The sequence below is a fragment of the Tistrella mobilis KA081020-065 genome, from assembly GCF_000264455.2.
Lineage (GTDB): Bacteria > Pseudomonadota > Alphaproteobacteria > Tistrellales > Tistrellaceae > Tistrella > Tistrella mobilis.
The window spans coordinates 848,879-865,310 of record NC_017956.1 but is presented as its reverse complement, the minus strand read 5'-3'; the positions used below and the strand labels follow the sequence as shown (position 1 = coordinate 865,310).

Below are 16,432 nucleotides of genomic sequence, written 5' to 3'. Positions count from 1 at the left end.
GCCCGCTTACATGCGTGTCCGGCTGCGGTGTTCCGTAACCAGCAGGGCGTGGATCAGCGCCGCCTGGCCCAGCGCCCGCTGCCAGTGGCGCCAGCAGGTGGTGCGGTCCAGCCCCAGATCGCCGGCGATCACCTTCCACAGCCGGCCTTCCGCCCGCGCCCAGATGATCCGCCGGTGCACCGGTTCCAGCCGGAGGCTGATTTCCAGCGCCAGATCCAGCCGCGAGATCTGCGCCGCATCGGGGGCAAGCCCACGCCCCTGGACCTCACGCTGCCCACCCGCGGGGCGGCCGTTGCCGACCCCCAGATCATCCCAGGAAATCCGTGCCCGCTGCGGCCGCTCGGCCGGCGGCAGCCGGCGCAGCGTCTGCGCCGCCTCGTCGAACAGCGCCTTCACCGGCGCCAGAAGGTCCTGCGCGCGGGGCGCGCCGAACATACCCCCCCTCCATCTCGTCAAGAGAACCCAGGGCTTCAGGGCTGCGTGCCATCGTATTGCCTCCCGTTTTGGTTGCGTCCCCAAAGATTGACCATGGCCACCCCTCTGATCAAGCAAAATATGTCCGTTTTGGCCATTGCACTTTGCGGCCACATCGACCATTTTATGGCCATGCAGAACCGCATCCGCGAGTGGCGCGAACGGCGCGGGCTGACCATGCATGAGCTGGGACAGCGCGTAGGAACCGAGGCGTCACAGATCAACAAGCTGGAAAAGGGCTCCCGCCGGCTGACCGCCGAGTGGATGAGCCGCCTTGCGCGGGCGCTGGACTGCGCGCCGGCCGATCTGCTGGTCCCCGACCATCTGCCGACAGCCGGCGGAGAGCTGGGCGAAACGGCCGGTCTGCCGCCGGTGGCGCCCCATCCCTCCCCGACACTTGCCGGCGCGGCGCTGCCTACAGGCTTCGTCGCCGAGCCCGCCCATGAAACGGCAACGCCGCCCGGCGCCACACCACGTGACCTTCCGGTCTATGGTGCGGCCATGGGCGGCGATGACGGGGCGTTCGATTTCAACGGCACGGTCAACGAATACGTCGCCCGGCCGCCAATTTTGGCCGGAGTGGCCAACGGCTATGCGGTCTACGTGCAGGGGGAGAGTATGGAGCCGCGCTACTTCGCCGGCGAACTGGTCCATGTCAACCCGAACCGGCCGATCACGCCCGGCTGTTTCGTGGTGGTCCAGATCCGCACCGGCGATCCGCATGTGCCGACCCGCGGCCTGATCAAGCAGTTCGTCCGGCGCACCGCGACCCGGCTGCATCTGCGCCAGTTCAACCCGCGCGGCGAGCTGGAACACGAGCTGGGTCAGGTACTGAGCATCCACCGGATCGTCGGCGCCAGCGATTACGGCTGAGCCACGGGCTTCTGCGGTTCCGGTGCAGCATTGCGGGCGGCGAGCCGTGCCTCGACCATGCGGTCGAGCGTCTCGGGGGCGATCGACAGGGTCTTGAGCGCCTGGGGCACGGTCTCGCGCAGATAGGCCGTGGCGGCCGGCACCAGCTCGCCCGCAGGCGCATGGCCGAGTGCCCGGTCGACCGCGCGGTCGAGCGCCGCTTCCAGATAGGCCCGGACCCGGTCGTCACGGGCGACACCCGCCCAGCCGGCGATACGACCCAAAGCCCAGGCGCCGGCGATCATCAACCCGGCCCCGGCCAGTTCGGCCACGGCACCGCCCAGACGGTCGATCAGGATATCGTCGATCCCGGTCATGCGGCTGCTCCTTCTTCGACGGCGAGCGCCACGGCCCGCCCGTGAACATCCAGCACCCGGCGGGTCCAGCCGCGCCCGAAGCGCGGAAAGCCGGGGCGGGTGGCATAGATCTGCAGACGGCCTGCGGCCATGTCGGCCAGGGCCTGGGTCAGGCGCTGCGGCCGCTGGGCGGCGGCCCGGGCGGCATTGACGGTGCGCGGGCCCATGATGCCGTCGACATCGGCGCCCACCGCCTGCTGCAGCAGGCGCACCGCGCGCGGCACGCCCAGATTGACCGCACTGTCGAAGGTGAAGAGGGCGAGCGGCGGCGGCAGCTGGTCGCCGCGGATCGGGCGCCAGAAGTCGCGGGCATAGATCGCCGCCGCCTCGTCGCGGCCGAGAGTCCGGATCTGGTCGGGCCCGGCGCCGGGGTCGATCCGGCGCAGAAAGGCCAGGCTGATCCCCCAGCGGGTGATGCCGCCGGGGTCGAGCGGGTCGTCGGTGACGGTCTCGCCGCCCTCCCAGGCCAGCACGATCTGCAGGCTCGCCTCGAACAGGCGTGAACGGGGGGCGGCGTCGGGCAGAGACATGTCCATGGGATCGGTCTCCCTCAGCTGCGGCGCACGGCGATGAGCCGCACGATGACTTCCTCGAGCCCGCGGGGCCCGAGATAGGCGATGGCCACGATGGCCGCGGTGCGGGGCGGGCCGGCCAGACCCAGCTGATGGGCAATGCCGTCGGCGACGATGCCGATCGCGATCGCCGTCACCAGTTCCCACAGCAGGTGCGTGCTGAAAAAGCGCCGCCGGCCACGCTGCACTTCGCCCACATGGACGAGCAGCCGGCCCAGATAGGCGGCAATCACGGTCAGGCCCAGAAGATCGGCGGTTTCACGCATCGCCGACCACAGGCCCTGGAGAAGGTCGTGCATCGGATCAAAGGTCCTGTCGGATGAGGGGATGACGCATGCCAAAGCAGGCAGAGACGCCGATCCGTCATCCGACAGCATGCAGGTCAGGGGGCGGCGATGCATGGCCGGGGATGCGGCCACTTGCGGCCGCGCGCCCTCTTGTCCGCTTCCTACTCATCAGTATATTCAAATGATGATCAGTATATGATCGTCAACGACGGGACGCGGCCGCAACGAGCCGGCGCCCGCCCAGGGAGGAGAGACCGGGCCATGAAACAGGGGGTGATCGCCTGCGCACCGATGGAGCAGGTGGTGTACGGAACACCTGCCGCCGAGGCGGTGGCTGCGGAAGCGGCGCGGATCGGGGCCAGCCGGGTATTCCTGCTGCATTCGGGCACGCTCGACCGCGAAACCGACGAGATCGCACGCATCCGCGCCGGCCTGGGTGACCGGCTGGTCGGGAGCAGCGCCGACATGCCGCCGCACAGCCCCCGCGCCCGGGTGATCGCCCTTGGCCAGACCCTGCGCGAAAGCGGTGCCGACCTGCTGGTGACGGTGGGCGGCGGTTCGATCACCGATGGCGGCAAGGTCGCCCGGCTGGCGGCGAAGATGGGCTGGACCGATCCGGCGGAGATGGAACCGCACCACATGTATCCGTCGGAAGACGGCGGCATCGTGGTGCCGCCGGTGCCCGATCCCGACATCCCGCAGATCGCCGTGCCGACCTCTCTGTCGGGCGGGGAATTTTATCCGCTGGGCGGCAGCACCGACGAGGTGACCGGGCTGAAGCAGGGCTATCTCAGCCGCGGTATGGGTCCGCGCGTGGTGGTGCTGGATCCGGCCATCACCCGCCATACCCCCGAATGGCTGTGGCTGTCGACCGGGGTGCGGGCGCTGGATCATGCCATGGAGACGCTGGGCTCCCTGCTCTCCAACGATTATTGCGACGGCATCGCCGCCTGCGCGCTGGAGCTGCTGGCCGAAGGCCTGCCGCGGGTGAAGGCCGACCCCGAGGATTTCGAGGCCCGGCTGAAATGCCAGATCGGCGTCTGGCAGAGCATGATCCCGATCGTCGCCGGCGTGCCGATGGGGGCGAGCCACGCCATCGGCCACATGCTGGGCGGCGTGGCCGGCGTGGCCCATGGCCACACCTCCTGCGTGATGGCGCCGGCGGTGCTGCGCTTCAACGCGCCGGTCAATGCCGGCCGCCAGGTCCGGATCGCCCTGAGCCTGGGCGCCGCGGCGGGCGAAACTGCGGCCGATGCGGCCGACCGCTTCATCGCGGCGCTCGGCATGCCGCGCAGCCTGTCGGCGGTGGGCGTGACGGCGGCCGATTTCGACCGCATCGCCGAGGCGACCATGCACGACATCTGGATCCGCACCAATCCGCGCACCGTGGACGGGCCTGCGGTCGTGCGCGGCATTCTGGAAAGCGCCGCCTGACGGGCGGAACCGGCGCCCCGCCTATTCGGGGCGCCGGACCATGCGCAGCACCAGCCCCGCCATGCGCCGGCAGATCTCGGCGGTCGACAGCCGCCCCCGGGGATTGTACCAGGTGAAGGCCCAGGAAATCATGCCGCCGATGGCGAGCGCCGTGAGGCGCACATCCTCGATCTCGAACACGCCGGCCGCCACCCCTTCCTCCAGCAGCGCCGACAGCTTGTGGTCGAAGGCCTTGCGCCGGCGGTTCAGCTCCACCGCGTCATCGGCGGGGTAATTCTTCTCTTCGCGAAAATAGATCGCGGTATAGGCCTGCTGTTCCAGCACGGTGCGGGTGATCGCCTCGATCGCCGCCGCCAGCCGCTGATCGGGGGTGCCCTCGCCCGCCTGCGCCGCATCCAGCGCCGCCACCGCCTCGGTGATCCCGCGGCGGCAGATTTCCGACAGGATCTCGGCCTTGTTGCGGAAATGATAATAGATGAAGGGCTTGGTCACCCCCAGCCGGGTGGCGACCGCCTCCAGCGTGGTGCCCTGATAGCCGTGTTCGTAAAAGGCGGCGGCGGCCTCTTCCAGAATCCGTTCGCGCTTGAAGGCGATCACCTCGTCGCGCATGGCACCACTACGCCGGGACATCCGCCCGCCGCCCGCCGCTGCCCGATCACCGCTTTCGCCCTGCCCTGCCATCCGACTTCTCCCGGCTCGTTACCGGCGACCCTAGCTTGCGGGATATGATGGCGGCAACATCGACAGCGCCGCATCACGACCATATCTTCTGGGCAGCGGATGAGGCATGATCCGCGCGATTGATAGTCACTCGCATATATTGCCTCTGGCATCAGCGATCCCTGGACGGAAAGGTCTCCGGACATGACCGATGGAACCATCACCCTGCCGGCTGCCGGCACTGCCGATGCCGAAGCGCATGTCGTGCCGCCGGCGGCCTTCCGCGCCGGGCTGCGCCGGCTTGCCGGGGGTGTCACCATCGTGGCGACGGGCGATCGCGGCGACCGGGCGGGGCTGACCGCCACGGCGGTGATGTCGCTGACGGCGGAACCGCCGCGGGTGGCCGTGGCGATCAACCGCTCAGCCCAGGCCCATGACCGGATCCTGGCCGAGCGTCGTTTCTCGATCAATCTGCTTGCCGCCGATCACGGGCCGCTTGCCCGGCTGTTCGCCGGTGGCGACCCGGCGCGCGCCGGCGAGGCCCGGTTCGAGGATGCCCTCTGGACCACCGGCATCACCGGCGCGCCGCTGCTGGCGCCTGCCGCCGCCAGCCTGGATTGCCGACTGGCCGATACGGTGACCTTCGAAAGCCACACGCTGATCATCGGCCGGGTGGCCGAGGTCCGCGCCCGCGATGCCGCGACCGCCCTGGTCTATCACGACGGCTGCTTCGCGGGCCTCGCGCCCATCGACTGAGCGCCTCTCCCCTCTCAGCTCCGCCTCAGATGGATCAGCGGAAAGGCCCGTCCCTGTCCGTCCAGGGGCGATCGGCCGGTTTCGATGAAGCCCAGTGCCGCATAAAACCCCCGCGCCCCGGGGTTCTGTTCATTGACGTCGAGGTCGAGCCGCGGCCCCGCCAGAGCCGCGGCTGCCTCGATCAGGGCCCGTCCGACCCCGCATCCGAAATGATCGGGGTCGACGAACAGCATCTCCACCCTGTTGCCGTCGAGGCCCAGAAAACCCGCGATCCGGCCATCGGCATCCGCTGCAATCAGCAGACGGACGGACGGCAACGCCTGGTCACGCACCACGGGCACCAGATCACGGATATCCGCCCCGGTCAGGAAATCATGGGTCGCCCGTACCGATCGCTCCCAGATGCTCAGCAGGACCGGCAGATCGTCACCCCGCCCGTCACGCACCCGTCCGTCGAATTCCGTGGCCATATCGTCCGATGTCTCCGTCGCACCAGCGCGCCGGGCAGATGCCAGGCACAAAGCCGCACAGAATGGCGCGGGCAGAGCAGCAGGTCCAGGATCACCAACCGGACACCGTCTGATCACTTGGCCGCGCCCGCGGGATCTGGTGCGATACCGGCATCGCAATCGTGATCGCCGCAACCAGGAGCCCGCAGCCCGCCCATGACCCAGACCCTTCCGGAGCATCGTCCGTCGGCGGCGCTGCTTGCGCATGGCCGGAACTGCTGGCGGACCGCCCGGGCGGAGCGGTTCTCGCTGATCATCGATGCCGATGCCTATTTCAACGCCGCCCGGGCGGCGATGCTGAAGGCGCGCCACAGCATCCTGCTGATCGGCTGGGATTTCGATGCCCGCATCCGCTTCGGTCGCCCGGCCGGCCCGCAGGAGGGGCCGGAGAAGCTGGGCGATTTCATTCTGTGGCTGGCGCGGCGCACGCCCTCGCTGGAAATCCGGCTGCTGCGCTGGGATACCGGCGCCTTCAAAGCCCTGTTCCGCGGCGACACGCTGTGGAGCGTGTTGCGCTGGAAGGCCCATCCGCGGATCACGCTCCGGCTCGACGGCGCCCATCCCTTCATGAGTTCGCACCATCAGAAGATCGTGGTCATCGACGACGGGCTCGCCTTCTGCGGCGGCATCGACATGACCGGCCAGCGCTGGGACCGCCGCGCCCATGCTGATGACGATCCCGAGCGCACACTGCCCGACGGCCGGCCCTCGCCCCCCTGGCATGATGCGACCAGCGCCTTCGACGGCGCGGCCGCCCGGGCGATCGCCGATCTGGCCCGGGCGCGCTGGTTTGCCGCCTCGGGCGAGACGCTGCCGGCGGTGACCGGCGCCGGCGACTGCTGGCCCGCGATCCTGGATCCCTGGCTGCGGGATGTGGAGATCGCCATCGCCCGCACCCAGCCGCGCATGGACGGGGTGGAGCCGATCCACGAGATCGAGGCGCTCTATCTGGATCTGATTGCCGGCGCCCGGCGGCTGATCTATGCCGAAAGCCAGTATTTCGCCTCGCGCCGGGTGGCCCGCGCCATCGCCGCCCGCCTGCTGGAAGAGGACGGGCCCGAGGTGGTGGTGATCAACCCGGTGATCGCCGACGGCTGGCTGGAGCCGATCGCCATGGACACCGCCCGCGCCCGGCTGTTCGAGGCGCTGCGCCGCCTGGACCGCCATGGCCGCTTCCGGATCTATCATCCGCTGACGGCGAAAGGCACGCCGATCTATGTCCACGCCAAGGTGACGGTGATCGACGATCGCTGGCTCAGGGTCGGCTCGTCGAATTTCAACAACCGCTCGATGCGGCTGGATACGGAATGCGACGTGGTGATCGACACCAGCCTGCCGGCCAATGCCGCCCTCGGGCCGCGCATCGCCCATATCCGCGACGATCTGCTGGCCGAACATCTGGACACCACGCCCGAAGACATCGCCGATCGCTACGCCGCCTGTGGCTCGATGATCAAGGTGATCGAGGATCTGCGCGGCCAGGGCCGCACGCTGGTGCCCTATGAACTGCCCGAACTCAGCCCCACCGAAAAATGGCTGGCCGACAACGAAATCCTGGACCCCGACGGCCCCGAGGCGATCTTCGAACCACTGAGCCGCCGCGGCCTGTTCCGCAACTGGCATTTCCCGAAAAAGCTGATGCGCAAGGGGCGCAGGCTGTTGCCGCGGTCGCCGCAGCGGTAATCACGGCCGGTCTGTTTTCAACGGCGCGGCCTGGCGCTCCGACCGATGATCTCCGCACCGTCAGGCATATCGGCTGAAGCTGCGAGATCGGCGCGGAACCGGTCCATATCGACAACATAGCCGGCAAGGCGGAGCTCTGCCCGCGTGATTTCCTCGGCGGCGTCATGGTCCGCCGACGAGCCATCTGCCGCCATGAAATGCATGGTCTGGTTGCCGCCCGGCTTCCTTACCTGATTCATAGCCATGTCCTTTCCTGATGCCCGCCGGGTGATCATGGCAGGCTTCGATGCATGTAGACCAGCCCGCATACCCGCTGAAGATAATCAGACAAAAAAGAAAACCCTCCGATGCAATCTCTGCACCGGAGGGTTTTCGAATTTGGTGGGCGCACAAGGACTCGAACCTTGGACCCGCTGATTAAGAGTCAGCTGCTCTACCAACTGAGCTATGCGCCCGCATCGTGCGGTGCGCGGCTTATAACAAGGGAAAGCAGGGTCTGCCAAGAGGGTTTTTCGATGTCCCGTGAATTTTTTCCGACGCCCTGAATTTCCCCGCTGTTTTCAATAGCCCTCCAGCCCGGGCTGGCGGCGCAGCTGGACGTCGCGGTGGGTGTTCACGCAGGCGAGCAGGCCGAAGGCGATCATCAGGGTCATCATCTGCGTACCGCCGTATGACACCATCGGCAGCGGCACGCCCACCACCGGGATCAGCCCCATCACCATCGCGATGTTGATGAAGTAGTAGAAGAAGAAGGTCGTCCCCACCCCCGCCGCGACCAGCCGCCCGAACACCGTGCGGGCCCTGAGCGAGACCGAGAGCGCATAGAGCACCACCGACACGAACAGCAGCAGCAGCAGGATGCCCCCGATCAGGCCGAATTCCTCGGCATACATGGTGAAGATGAAGTCGGTCTGCTTTTCGGGCAGGAAGCTCAGATGGCTCTGGGTGCCCTGCATGAAGCCCTTGCCGGTGACGCCCCCGGAACCCAGCGCAATCTTGGACTGGGTGATGTGATAGCCGGCACCCAGCGGATCACGCGACGGGTCCATGAAGGTCAGCACCCGCTGACGCTGATATTCGTGCAGCATCGACCAGCCGACCGGCAGCGAGGCGCCGAACAGGGCCAGCACCACCAGGAACTTCCAGGCCCGCACCCCTGCCACGAAGAAGGTCGCGCCCGCCCCCAGGATCAGCATGCCGGTGGTGCCGAGATCGGGCTGGCGCAGCACCAGCAGGGATGGTGCCGCCACCATCGCCAGCGGCAGCAGCAGGGTGACCGGCCGACGGATGTCCTCGGCCGTGCAGCCGTGGAAATAGCGGGCCAGCGCCAGCACGATGGCGATCTTCATCACCTCCGACGGCTGAAGCTGGAAGAAACCGAGATCGATCCAGCGCTGGGCGCCCATGCCGATATCGCCCATGATCTCCACCGCCACCAGCAGCAGCAGGGCCACGCCATAGAGCGGATAGGCGAGCCGTAACCACAGCTTCAGATTGGTCAGCCCGATCACCACCATCAGCACCACGCCGATGGCGAACCGGATCATCTGCGCATTGGCCCAGGGATCGAAACTGCCATTCGCGGCGGAATAGAGCACCAGAAAGCCGGTGCCGGCGACCAGGGTCAGCAGGGCCAGAAGCCCCCAGCCGAACGACCGGATGCGCTGGGCCAGGCCCAGGCTGGCCGGGGCGGAATGATCGTGCAGGCTCATGTCGCCTCCCCTTGGCCCGGGCGGCCGGGGCCCTGGACGATCCGATCGGGACGCCCGGGCCCTGCCGGCTGCGGCTGCGGCGCCGGCGGCCGGTTGCCGCGGCGCTCGCGCTCGGCCCCGAGCGCAATCGTCGCCCGCAGGATATCGGCCACCACCGGGGCCGCAACGCCGCTGCCGCTGCCGCCATGTTCGATGATGCAGGAACAGGCATAGCGCGGGGCACCGAGGGGTGCATAGCCCACGAACAGCGCGTGGTCGCGTTCAAGCCAGGGCACGTCCGCCGCCTTGTAGCGGCCGCTGTCGCGCTCGGCCCGGGTGATGCGGCGAACCTGGGCGGTGCCGGTCTTGCCGGCATAGGCATAGGCCGGATCCTCGATCGCCGCCTTGTGCGCGGTGCCACGGCGGTTGTTCACCACCCGGCGCATGCCCTCCAGCACCAGTTCCATATGGCTGCGGTCGATGCCCATGGTATCGGCCAGCTGAATGCCGCTTTCGGGCAGCGGCACGGCCGGATCCAGCCCGGTGCCGGCAGCGGGGGCCGCCACGTTCCAGAGCTGCGCACCGGCGGCACGGGCATCGTCGATCTCGCGATAGAGCCGCGGCACGACAGCCCGGCCGCCATTCGCCAGCCGCGCCGTCATCACCGCCAGCTGAAGCGGGGTCGTGAGGACATAGCCCTGGCCGATGCCGGCGATCAGGGTCTCGCCCTGGGTCCAGCCACGGCCGCGGGCGGCCATCTTCCAGTCCTTGGTCGGCATCAGTCCCGGGCGTTCCCCCGGCAGGCCGATCTGCAGCCGGTGGCCCAGGCCGAAGCGCTGGCCCATGGCGGCGATGGCATCGATGCCCACCCGGCGGGCGATGTCGTAGAAGAACACGTCGCAGGACTGGGCGATGGCTTCCACCACGCCGACCTCGCCATGGCCGCCGCGCCGCCAGCAATGGAAGCGGTTGTCGCCCATGTCCAGATGGCCGGGGCAGAAGACGGTGTGGTCGCGCGGGATCACGCCCGCTTCCAGCGCCGCCAGCGCCACCACCATCTTGAAGGTGGAGCCGGGCGGGTACTGGCCGCCCAGCGCCTTGTTGATCAGCGGCGCCCGCGGATTGGAAGTCAGCTCCGTCCACTCGGCCATCGAGATGCCGCGGTCGAAGAGCATCGGGTCGAAGGTCGGCACCGAGGCCGCGGCCAGAATGTCGCCCGAATGAATGTCCATCACCACCGCGGCCGCGCTGTCGAAGGCGAGCCGCGCGGTGGTGAAGGTCTGCAGGTCGGCATCGATGGTCAACTGGACGTCGTCGCCCGGCACGCCTTCGGCGCGGTCCAGCTCGCGGATTTCGCGGCCATAGGCATTCACCTCCACCCGGATGGTGCCGGCGCGGCCGCGCAGCCGCGGCTCCGCCGCCCGCTCGATCCCCGATTTGCCGATCCGGAAATCGGGCAGTTCCAGCAGCGGGTCGCCATCCAGATCCTTCTCGGCCGGGGCGCCGACATAGCCGATGATATGGGCCATGGTGGCCCCCATCGGATATTCGCGGGCAAGGCCGACATCGATCATCACCCCGGCCAGATCGGGGCCGTTGACCTCGACCTTGGCGACCTCGTCCCAGGTGAGGTTGTCGCGCACCGGCAGGGCCGAGAACCGCCGTCGCCGCTCCGCCTCGCGCACCACCCGGGCCTGGACGTCCTCGGGCAGTTCCACCAGCTGAGCGAGCTGCGAGAGAACCTGTTCCAGATCGGCGGCCTGTTCGGGCACCACCAGCAGGCGGTAATTCTCGCGGTTCAGCGCCAGCGGCCGGCCGTCACGATCGAAGATCCGGCCGCGCGGCGGCGCCAGCAGGCGCAGGCTGATCCGGTTGTCGTCGGCCAGCGTCTTGTAGCGGTCGGCCTCTGCCACCTGCAGATACCACATGCGCGCACCCAGCACGCCGGTCAGCGCCAGTTGGGCGCCGCCCAGCAGCAGGGTGCGGCGAGTGATGAGCCGGTGGCGGTTCTGTTCGTCACGCATGGAGCAGGACACCGAAGGTCGACGCGCAGGGGACGGGCGCTGCGCCGCCGGGGCCGGCCGGGGCCGGACCCTTGGGAAGATAGGATCACTGCCGGCGCAGCGCCAGCGCGTGGATCTGGCCCAGCAGCCATGCAGCCGGCGGATAGGCCGCAACGCTCGCCATCCACTGCGCCACCGCCGGGGCCGGCGACAGCGCCGACCAGGCATAGATCATGGTGGTGATCCAGACCAGGCCGCAGGCGACCAGCGCCACCGCCGCAAAAGCCGCCCAGATCAGCAGGAACGACTTGCCGCGAAACACCTTGCGCTGGCTGACCAGGATCGCCCGGACCACCAGAAGCACCAGCGCGGTCTGGCCGAACGGCCCCCAGCCGATCGCATCCTCCACCAGCCCCAGGATGAAGACCGACCAGTAGGGCAGCCGGTCCGGGCGGTAGATGCTCCAATAGGTCACCGCGATCAGCACCGGCCAGGGCACCATGGCGGTGCCGCCCAGGCGCGACCAGGGGGCTGCGGCGACCAGCACGAAGGCGAGGCTCACCAGGAAGGGCACCGAAGCCCGCACCTGACGGTCGAGCTTCTGCAACAGGGTGTCGTTCATGCCCCTCCGCCGGCCGTCACTGGCTGCGGGCCGGCGCCGGTGCCACCGGCAGGGCCGGCGACACCTCGGGCGCCCCTTCCGGATGCAGCTCGATGCCGAGCAGGATGCGCACGAAATCCAGCCGCCGCCAGTCGACGAAGGGCTCGACCCGGATCTGGCCCTCTTCGACCGAGATCACCCGGCCGACGGCCAGACCGGGCGGGAAAATGCCGCCCTCGCCCGATGTCACCACCCGCGCGCCCACCTCGGGCATCACATGGGGCGGCAGATAGGCGAGCGCCGGACGCGGCGAATTGTCGCCGGCCAGAATGGCCCGCTGGGCCGCCCCGTCCGGGGTTTCCACCGTCACCGGCACACGGCTGTTCAGATCCGACAGCAGCAGCAGGCGCGACGAGGTCTCGCCCACCTGGATCACCCGACCGACCAGGCCGGCCGAGGTGACGGCGATTCCGTCGCGGGCCATGCCGTCGCGGGCGCCGGCCGAAATCAGCAGGGTGCGCACGAAGGGCCCGCCGGTGTCGGCCAGGATCCGCGCCGACAGGAAGCGCTGTTCGGGATCGGGCACCACGCCCAGCTGCCGGCGCAGCGCCGTGTTTTCTGCCGCAAGCCTGAGCGCCACCTGCTCCCAATGGCGCAGGCGCTCGTTCTGTTCGGTCAGACGGGCATTCTCGGCGGCAAGATCGGTCAGCGTGCCGATCCGGTCGGTCAGCCCGGTCAGGCTGGAGACCGGACGCGAGAACAGTTCCAGCGCCGGCGTGGAAGCGTCGGCGATGGCGGTGCGCAGATCGGTGACGGGCACGACGTCGAAGCGCGTCGCGATCATCAGGCCGACGGAGCCCACCACCAGCGCTCCGAAGGCGAAGCGATGGGCGAGCTGTCTGAGTGGCTGAGCCACGGCGCGGCCGTATCCGAGCGGCTTCACCGGAGCGTTCTCCCCGAGGCTGAGGGGCTCGACTGATCTTCAAGCATGACATGACGACGGCCACAAGACCATGGTCCGGACATCATCGCGCCTGCAGGGCTGGTCTTCCCGGAGTGCGGGCATCGACAGCCCGTTTCCTGGAAGACCTTAAGGATTTCTTTACCGGCGATCCGATCGCCGGCCAGCACTGCTTGCAGAGTCAGTACTGTTCGTAGAGGACGTGCTTCAGCTTCTTCATCTCTTCCAGCGCCCGGCCGGTGCCCAGCGCCACGCAGGAGAGCGGATCATCGGCGATCGAGACCGGCAGGCCGGTCGCATTGCGCAGCACCAGATCCAGATTGCCCAGCAGCGCCCCGCCGCCGGTCAGCACGATGCCCTTGTCGACGATGTCGGCGGCGAGTTCGGGGGCGGTGTGCTCCAGTGCGACCTTCACCGACTCGACGATCTGCCCCACCGGTTCGGCCAGGCTTTCGGCGATCTGGCGTTCGGTGATCACGATCTCGCGCGGCACGCCGTGCATCAGGTCGCGGCCCTTGATCTGCAGCACCTTGCCGTCGCCATCGGCGGGCGGACAGGCGGAGCCGACCTCGGTCTTGATCCGCTCGGCGCTCGACTCGCCGATCAGCAGGTTATGATTGCGGCGGATATAGGCGATGATCGCCTCGTCCATCTTGTCGCCGCCCACGCGCACCGAGCGCGAATAGACGATGCCGCCCAGCGACAGCACCGCCACCTCGGTGGTGCCGCCGCCGATATCGACCACCATCGAACCGGTGGGCTCGGTGACCGGCAGGCCGGCACCGATCGCGGCGGCCATCGGCTCCTCGATCAGGAACACCCGGCGCGCGCCGGCGCTTTCGGCCGATTCCTGGATGGCCCGGCGTTCCACCGCGGTCGAGCCCGAGGGCACGCAGACGATGATCTGCGGGCTCGCAAAGGTGCGCCGGTTGTGCACCTTGCGGATGAAATGCTTGATCATCTCTTCGGCGACTTCGAAATCCGCGATGACCCCGTCACGCAGCGGGCGGATCGCCTCGATATTGCCGGGTGTGCGGCCGAGCATCAGCTTGGCCTCTTCGCCCACGGCGAGGACCTGCTTCTTGCCCTTGACGTTCATGATCGCAACCACCGACGGCTCGTTGAGCACGATACCCCGGCCCTTCACGTAGACGAGCGTGTTGGCGGTGCCGAGGTCGATGGCCATGTCGGCCGAGAGAATGCCGAGGAGGCTCGAGAACATGTAGCTGGCTTTGCTCGCTGGATCTGACTGTCAGTGCCCGGACCGGGGGTGCGCCGGCGGCGTCGAAGCCTGCGCCCCGGTTACCGTCCGGGCTGCGCGCAAGGGTCTGCGCGCTCTGGGACGGTCGGGGGCGAACGCGGCGAGATTACGCCACAAACCGCACCGCATTGAAACTGTCAATTCGGTGTCAGCGCATCGAACGCGACGACGCCCGCGCGGGGAACGGGCGGGGGCCGTTCCCGGGCGGGCGTCGTGTCCGGCGGGGGCGCCGAAACAGGCAAGCCGGGCGTGATCAGATGGCGGCGCTGCGGATCGACGGATCGGCCGCCTCTTCCGGTGCGTCCGCCGCCTTTTCCAGCAGCTTGGCGAGGGCATTCACATAGGCGCTGGCCGAGGCGACCACGGTGTCGGGATCGGCGCCGATGCCGCCATGGCTGCGGCCGCGGGCGCCCAGACGTACGGTCACCCGCGCCTGGGCATCGGTGCCCTCGGTCACGGACTGGACCTGATAGAGCTGCAGCACCGCCTCGTGCGGGATCGCCTGGCCGATGGCGTTGAAAGCGGCGTCCACCGGGCCGTTGCCGCCGGCGCTGGCCGAATGGGCAACGCCTTCGCGCTCGATGGTGACGGTGGCGACATGGTCGACGCCGATGCCGCAGGCAACCGCGAGCGCGGTCAGCTTCAGGCTTTCACCCTCGTGGCCGGCACCATCCGACACCAGGGCGACCAGATCGTCGTCGAACACGGTCTTCTTGCGGTCGGCCAGATCCTTGAAACGGCGGAAGGCGTCTTCCAGGGCGTTGTCGCCCAGCTCGAAGCCCAGCTCCTTCAGCTTGGTCTTGAAGGCATGGCGGCCGGAATGCTTGCCCATCACCAGCGACGACTTGTTCACGCCCACCGATTCCGGGGTCATGATCTCGTAGGTCTGGGCATTCTTCAGCATGCCGTCCTGATGGATGCCGCTTTCATGCGCGAAGGCGTTCCGGCCCACGATCGACTTGTTGTACTGGATCGGGAAGCCGGTGACCGACGAGACCAGCTGCGAGGCCTGGGTGATCAGGGTGGTGTCGATGCCGGTGCCCACGCCCATCAGATCGGCGCGGGTGCGCATCGCCATCACGATCTCTTCCAGCGCCGCATTGCCCGCGCGCTCGCCGATGCCGTTGATGGTGCATTCCACCTGGCGCGCACCGGCCGAGACCGCGGCCAGAGAGTTCGCCACCGCCAGACCCAGATCGTTGTGGCAATGCGCCGACAGGATCGCCTTGTCGATGTTCGGCACATTGTTCCGGATCGCCCGGATCAGGCCGATATATTCCTCGGGCATGGTGTAGCCGACGGTGTCGGGCACGTTGATGGTGGTGGCACCATTGGCGATCGCCATCTCGATGGCCCGGTACAGGAACTCCGGCTCGGTGCGGGTGCCGTCCTCGCAGGACCATTCGACGTCGTCGGTGAAGCGGCGGGCGAAGGAGACGCTGTCGGCGATCGCCTCCAGCACCTGCGCCTCGTCCATGTTCAGCTTGAACTTGCGATGCAGCGGGCTGGTGGAGATGAAGGTGTGGATGCGGCGGCGGCGGGCAGGCTTCAGCGCCTCGGCCGCGCGCTCGATATCGGCATGCTTCGCACGCGCCAGACTGCAGATCACTGCCTCACGCGACCGCTCGGCGATCTTGTAGACCGATTCGAAATCGCCGTTGGAGGCGATGGCGAAGCCGGCCTCGATCACGTCGACGCCCAGGCGCTCCAGCATCTCGGCGACACGCAGCTTCTCGTCCAGCGTCATCGAGGCGCCGGGGCACTGCTCGCCGTCACGCAGCGTGGTGTCGAAGATCACGACGCGGTCGCCGGCATTAACCTCGGCGGCACGGGTGGTGTCGACCGGCTGACGGGCGGGATTGGTCTCGGTGGTCATCTGAAACTGCCTTGCTTCGAAGAGAGACGGGCCGGGGCCGCGGGCGATGCGGTTGGGAAGGGCCCGGACGGGGTCGGCACGCACCGGCATCCTGCGCCGGGCATGCGGGTCTGTCTCTTGTCCCCTGAGCGTGTGTCACCCGTGGTTTACGCAGGTGACCGTGCGGCGCTCAGGGGCCGATAAGTCGAAGCGAGAGGGCAAGGCCAAGGAGGATGACGATCACGCCACCGGAGGCCATCAGGAACAGTTCCGCGCGCCGCGCCTCGGCACGTGCAATCACCGCGGCCTGCGCGGAAGCGCGGCGGCGTGCGGCAATGGCGGTGTGGCGCGGATCGTCGTACATCTGCTTCCGGGTTCCCGGGTCTCTGGTCCTGGTGGGTGTCTGGTCCCGACGGT

The 16,432-nt window shown here is 68.4% G+C and carries 18 protein-coding genes and 1 tRNA gene; 4 read left to right on the top strand and 15 right to left on the bottom strand.

What is annotated here, in order from left to right; genetic code table 11:
- Nucleotides 1–6 precede the first annotated feature (6 nt).
- On the bottom strand, nt 7–435 hold the full coding sequence (locus tag TMO_RS31530; protein ID WP_014744295.1) for a DUF6362 family protein: 429 nt from the start codon (nt 433–435) through the stop codon (nt 7–9).
- A 93-nt stretch (nt 436–528) separates the two neighbouring features.
- Here TMO_RS31530 and TMO_RS31525 point away from each other — a divergent pair, with 93 nt between their 5' ends.
- Complete coding sequence (locus TMO_RS31525) at nt 529–1,347, top strand: XRE family transcriptional regulator (protein ID WP_081598762.1); 819 nt, start codon at nt 529–531, stop codon at nt 1,345–1,347.
- On the opposite strand, the gene TMO_RS03915 is transcribed toward TMO_RS31525, so the two are convergent.
- From TMO_RS03915 to TMO_RS03905, 3 genes are read right to left on the bottom strand one after another with little or no spacing between them, the layout of a single operon-like run.
- Complete coding sequence (locus tag TMO_RS03915; RefSeq protein WP_014744293.1) at nt 1,338–1,703, bottom strand: hypothetical protein; 366 nt, start codon at nt 1,701–1,703, stop codon at nt 1,338–1,340. The genes TMO_RS31525 and TMO_RS03915 overlap by 10 nt on opposite strands.
- Complete coding sequence (locus tag TMO_RS03910; RefSeq protein WP_014744292.1) at nt 1,700–2,278, bottom strand: glycoside hydrolase family 108 protein; 579 nt, start codon at nt 2,276–2,278, stop codon at nt 1,700–1,702. Before TMO_RS03910 ends, TMO_RS03915 begins: the two co-directional genes overlap by 4 nt.
- Nucleotides 2,279–2,292: 14 nt before the next feature.
- Nucleotides 2,293–2,613 carry a phage holin family protein gene (locus TMO_RS03905; RefSeq protein ID WP_014744291.1) on the bottom strand — a complete coding sequence of 107 codons (321 nt, stop codon included), beginning with the start codon at nt 2,611–2,613 and terminating at the stop codon, nt 2,293–2,295.
- A 249-nt stretch (nt 2,614–2,862) separates the two neighbouring features.
- Here TMO_RS03905 and TMO_RS03900 point away from each other — a divergent pair, with 249 nt between their 5' ends.
- Nucleotides 2,863–4,035 (top strand): iron-containing alcohol dehydrogenase, encoded by a 1,173-nt coding sequence (locus tag TMO_RS03900; RefSeq protein WP_014744290.1) that lies wholly within the window; start codon nt 2,863–2,865, stop codon nt 4,033–4,035.
- A gap of 21 nt (nt 4,036–4,056) precedes the next feature.
- Here the strand turns inward: TMO_RS03900 and TMO_RS03895 are convergent, their stop codons facing one another.
- Complete coding sequence (locus TMO_RS03895; RefSeq protein ID WP_014744289.1) at nt 4,057–4,716, bottom strand: TetR/AcrR family transcriptional regulator; 660 nt, start codon at nt 4,714–4,716, stop codon at nt 4,057–4,059.
- A gap of 183 nt (nt 4,717–4,899) precedes the next feature.
- Between TMO_RS03895 and TMO_RS03890 the strand changes: the two genes are divergently transcribed.
- Nucleotides 4,900–5,451: a flavin reductase family protein gene (locus tag TMO_RS03890; protein ID WP_014744288.1), complete on the top strand. Its 552-nt coding sequence runs from the start codon at nt 4,900–4,902 to the stop codon at nt 5,449–5,451.
- A 14-nt stretch (nt 5,452–5,465) separates the two neighbouring features.
- On the opposite strand, the gene TMO_RS03885 is transcribed toward TMO_RS03890, so the two are convergent.
- Nucleotides 5,466–5,921 (bottom strand): acetyltransferase, encoded by a 456-nt coding sequence (locus tag TMO_RS03885; protein WP_014744287.1) that lies wholly within the window; start codon nt 5,919–5,921, stop codon nt 5,466–5,468.
- Between the two features lie 195 nt (nt 5,922–6,116).
- Here TMO_RS03885 and TMO_RS03880 point away from each other — a divergent pair, with 195 nt between their 5' ends.
- Nucleotides 6,117–7,643: a phospholipase D-like domain-containing protein gene (locus TMO_RS03880; protein WP_014744286.1), complete on the top strand. Its 1,527-nt coding sequence runs from the start codon at nt 6,117–6,119 to the stop codon at nt 7,641–7,643.
- Between the two features lie 17 nt (nt 7,644–7,660).
- Here the strand turns inward: TMO_RS03880 and TMO_RS03875 are convergent, their stop codons facing one another.
- From TMO_RS03875 to TMO_RS31520, 9 genes are all read right to left on the bottom strand, one after another.
- The gene (locus TMO_RS03875) at nt 7,661–7,918 is read right to left on the bottom strand and encodes a hypothetical protein (protein WP_145978058.1); all 258 of its coding nucleotides are present in this window, start codon (nt 7,916–7,918) and stop codon (nt 7,661–7,663) included.
- A 104-nt stretch (nt 7,919–8,022) separates the two neighbouring features.
- A tRNA-Lys gene (locus tag TMO_RS03870) sits at nt 8,023–8,098 on the bottom strand.
- Between the two features lie 105 nt (nt 8,099–8,203).
- Nucleotides 8,204–9,355 (bottom strand): rod shape-determining protein RodA, encoded by a 1,152-nt coding sequence (gene rodA / locus TMO_RS03865; protein ID WP_014744284.1) that lies wholly within the window; start codon nt 9,353–9,355, stop codon nt 8,204–8,206.
- Nucleotides 9,352–11,358, bottom strand: a complete 2,007-nt coding sequence (gene mrdA / locus TMO_RS03860) for a penicillin-binding protein 2 (RefSeq protein ID WP_014744283.1) — start codon at nt 11,356–11,358, stop codon at nt 9,352–9,354. The genes rodA and mrdA overlap by 4 nt, the downstream gene beginning before the upstream one ends.
- Nucleotides 11,359–11,443: 85 nt before the next feature.
- On the bottom strand, nt 11,444–11,959 hold the full coding sequence (gene mreD, locus TMO_RS03855) for a rod shape-determining protein MreD (RefSeq protein ID WP_014744282.1): 516 nt from the start codon (nt 11,957–11,959) through the stop codon (nt 11,444–11,446).
- Nucleotides 11,960–11,975: 16 nt separating this feature from the next.
- Entirely contained in the window at nt 11,976–12,881 is a 906-nt protein-coding gene (gene mreC / locus TMO_RS03850; protein ID WP_014744281.1) for a rod shape-determining protein MreC, read from the bottom strand.
- A gap of 199 nt (nt 12,882–13,080) precedes the next feature.
- On the bottom strand, nt 13,081–14,121 hold the full coding sequence (locus TMO_RS03845; protein ID WP_014744280.1) for a rod shape-determining protein: 1,041 nt from the start codon (nt 14,119–14,121) through the stop codon (nt 13,081–13,083).
- A gap of 292 nt (nt 14,122–14,413) precedes the next feature.
- Nucleotides 14,414–16,036, bottom strand: a complete 1,623-nt coding sequence (locus TMO_RS03840) for a 2-isopropylmalate synthase (RefSeq protein WP_081598986.1) — start codon at nt 16,034–16,036, stop codon at nt 14,414–14,416.
- 169 nt (nt 16,037–16,205) lie between these two features.
- Nucleotides 16,206–16,379 (bottom strand): hypothetical protein, encoded by a 174-nt coding sequence (locus tag TMO_RS31520; RefSeq protein WP_014744278.1) that lies wholly within the window; start codon nt 16,377–16,379, stop codon nt 16,206–16,208.
- Nucleotides 16,380–16,432: the final 53 nt, after the last annotated feature.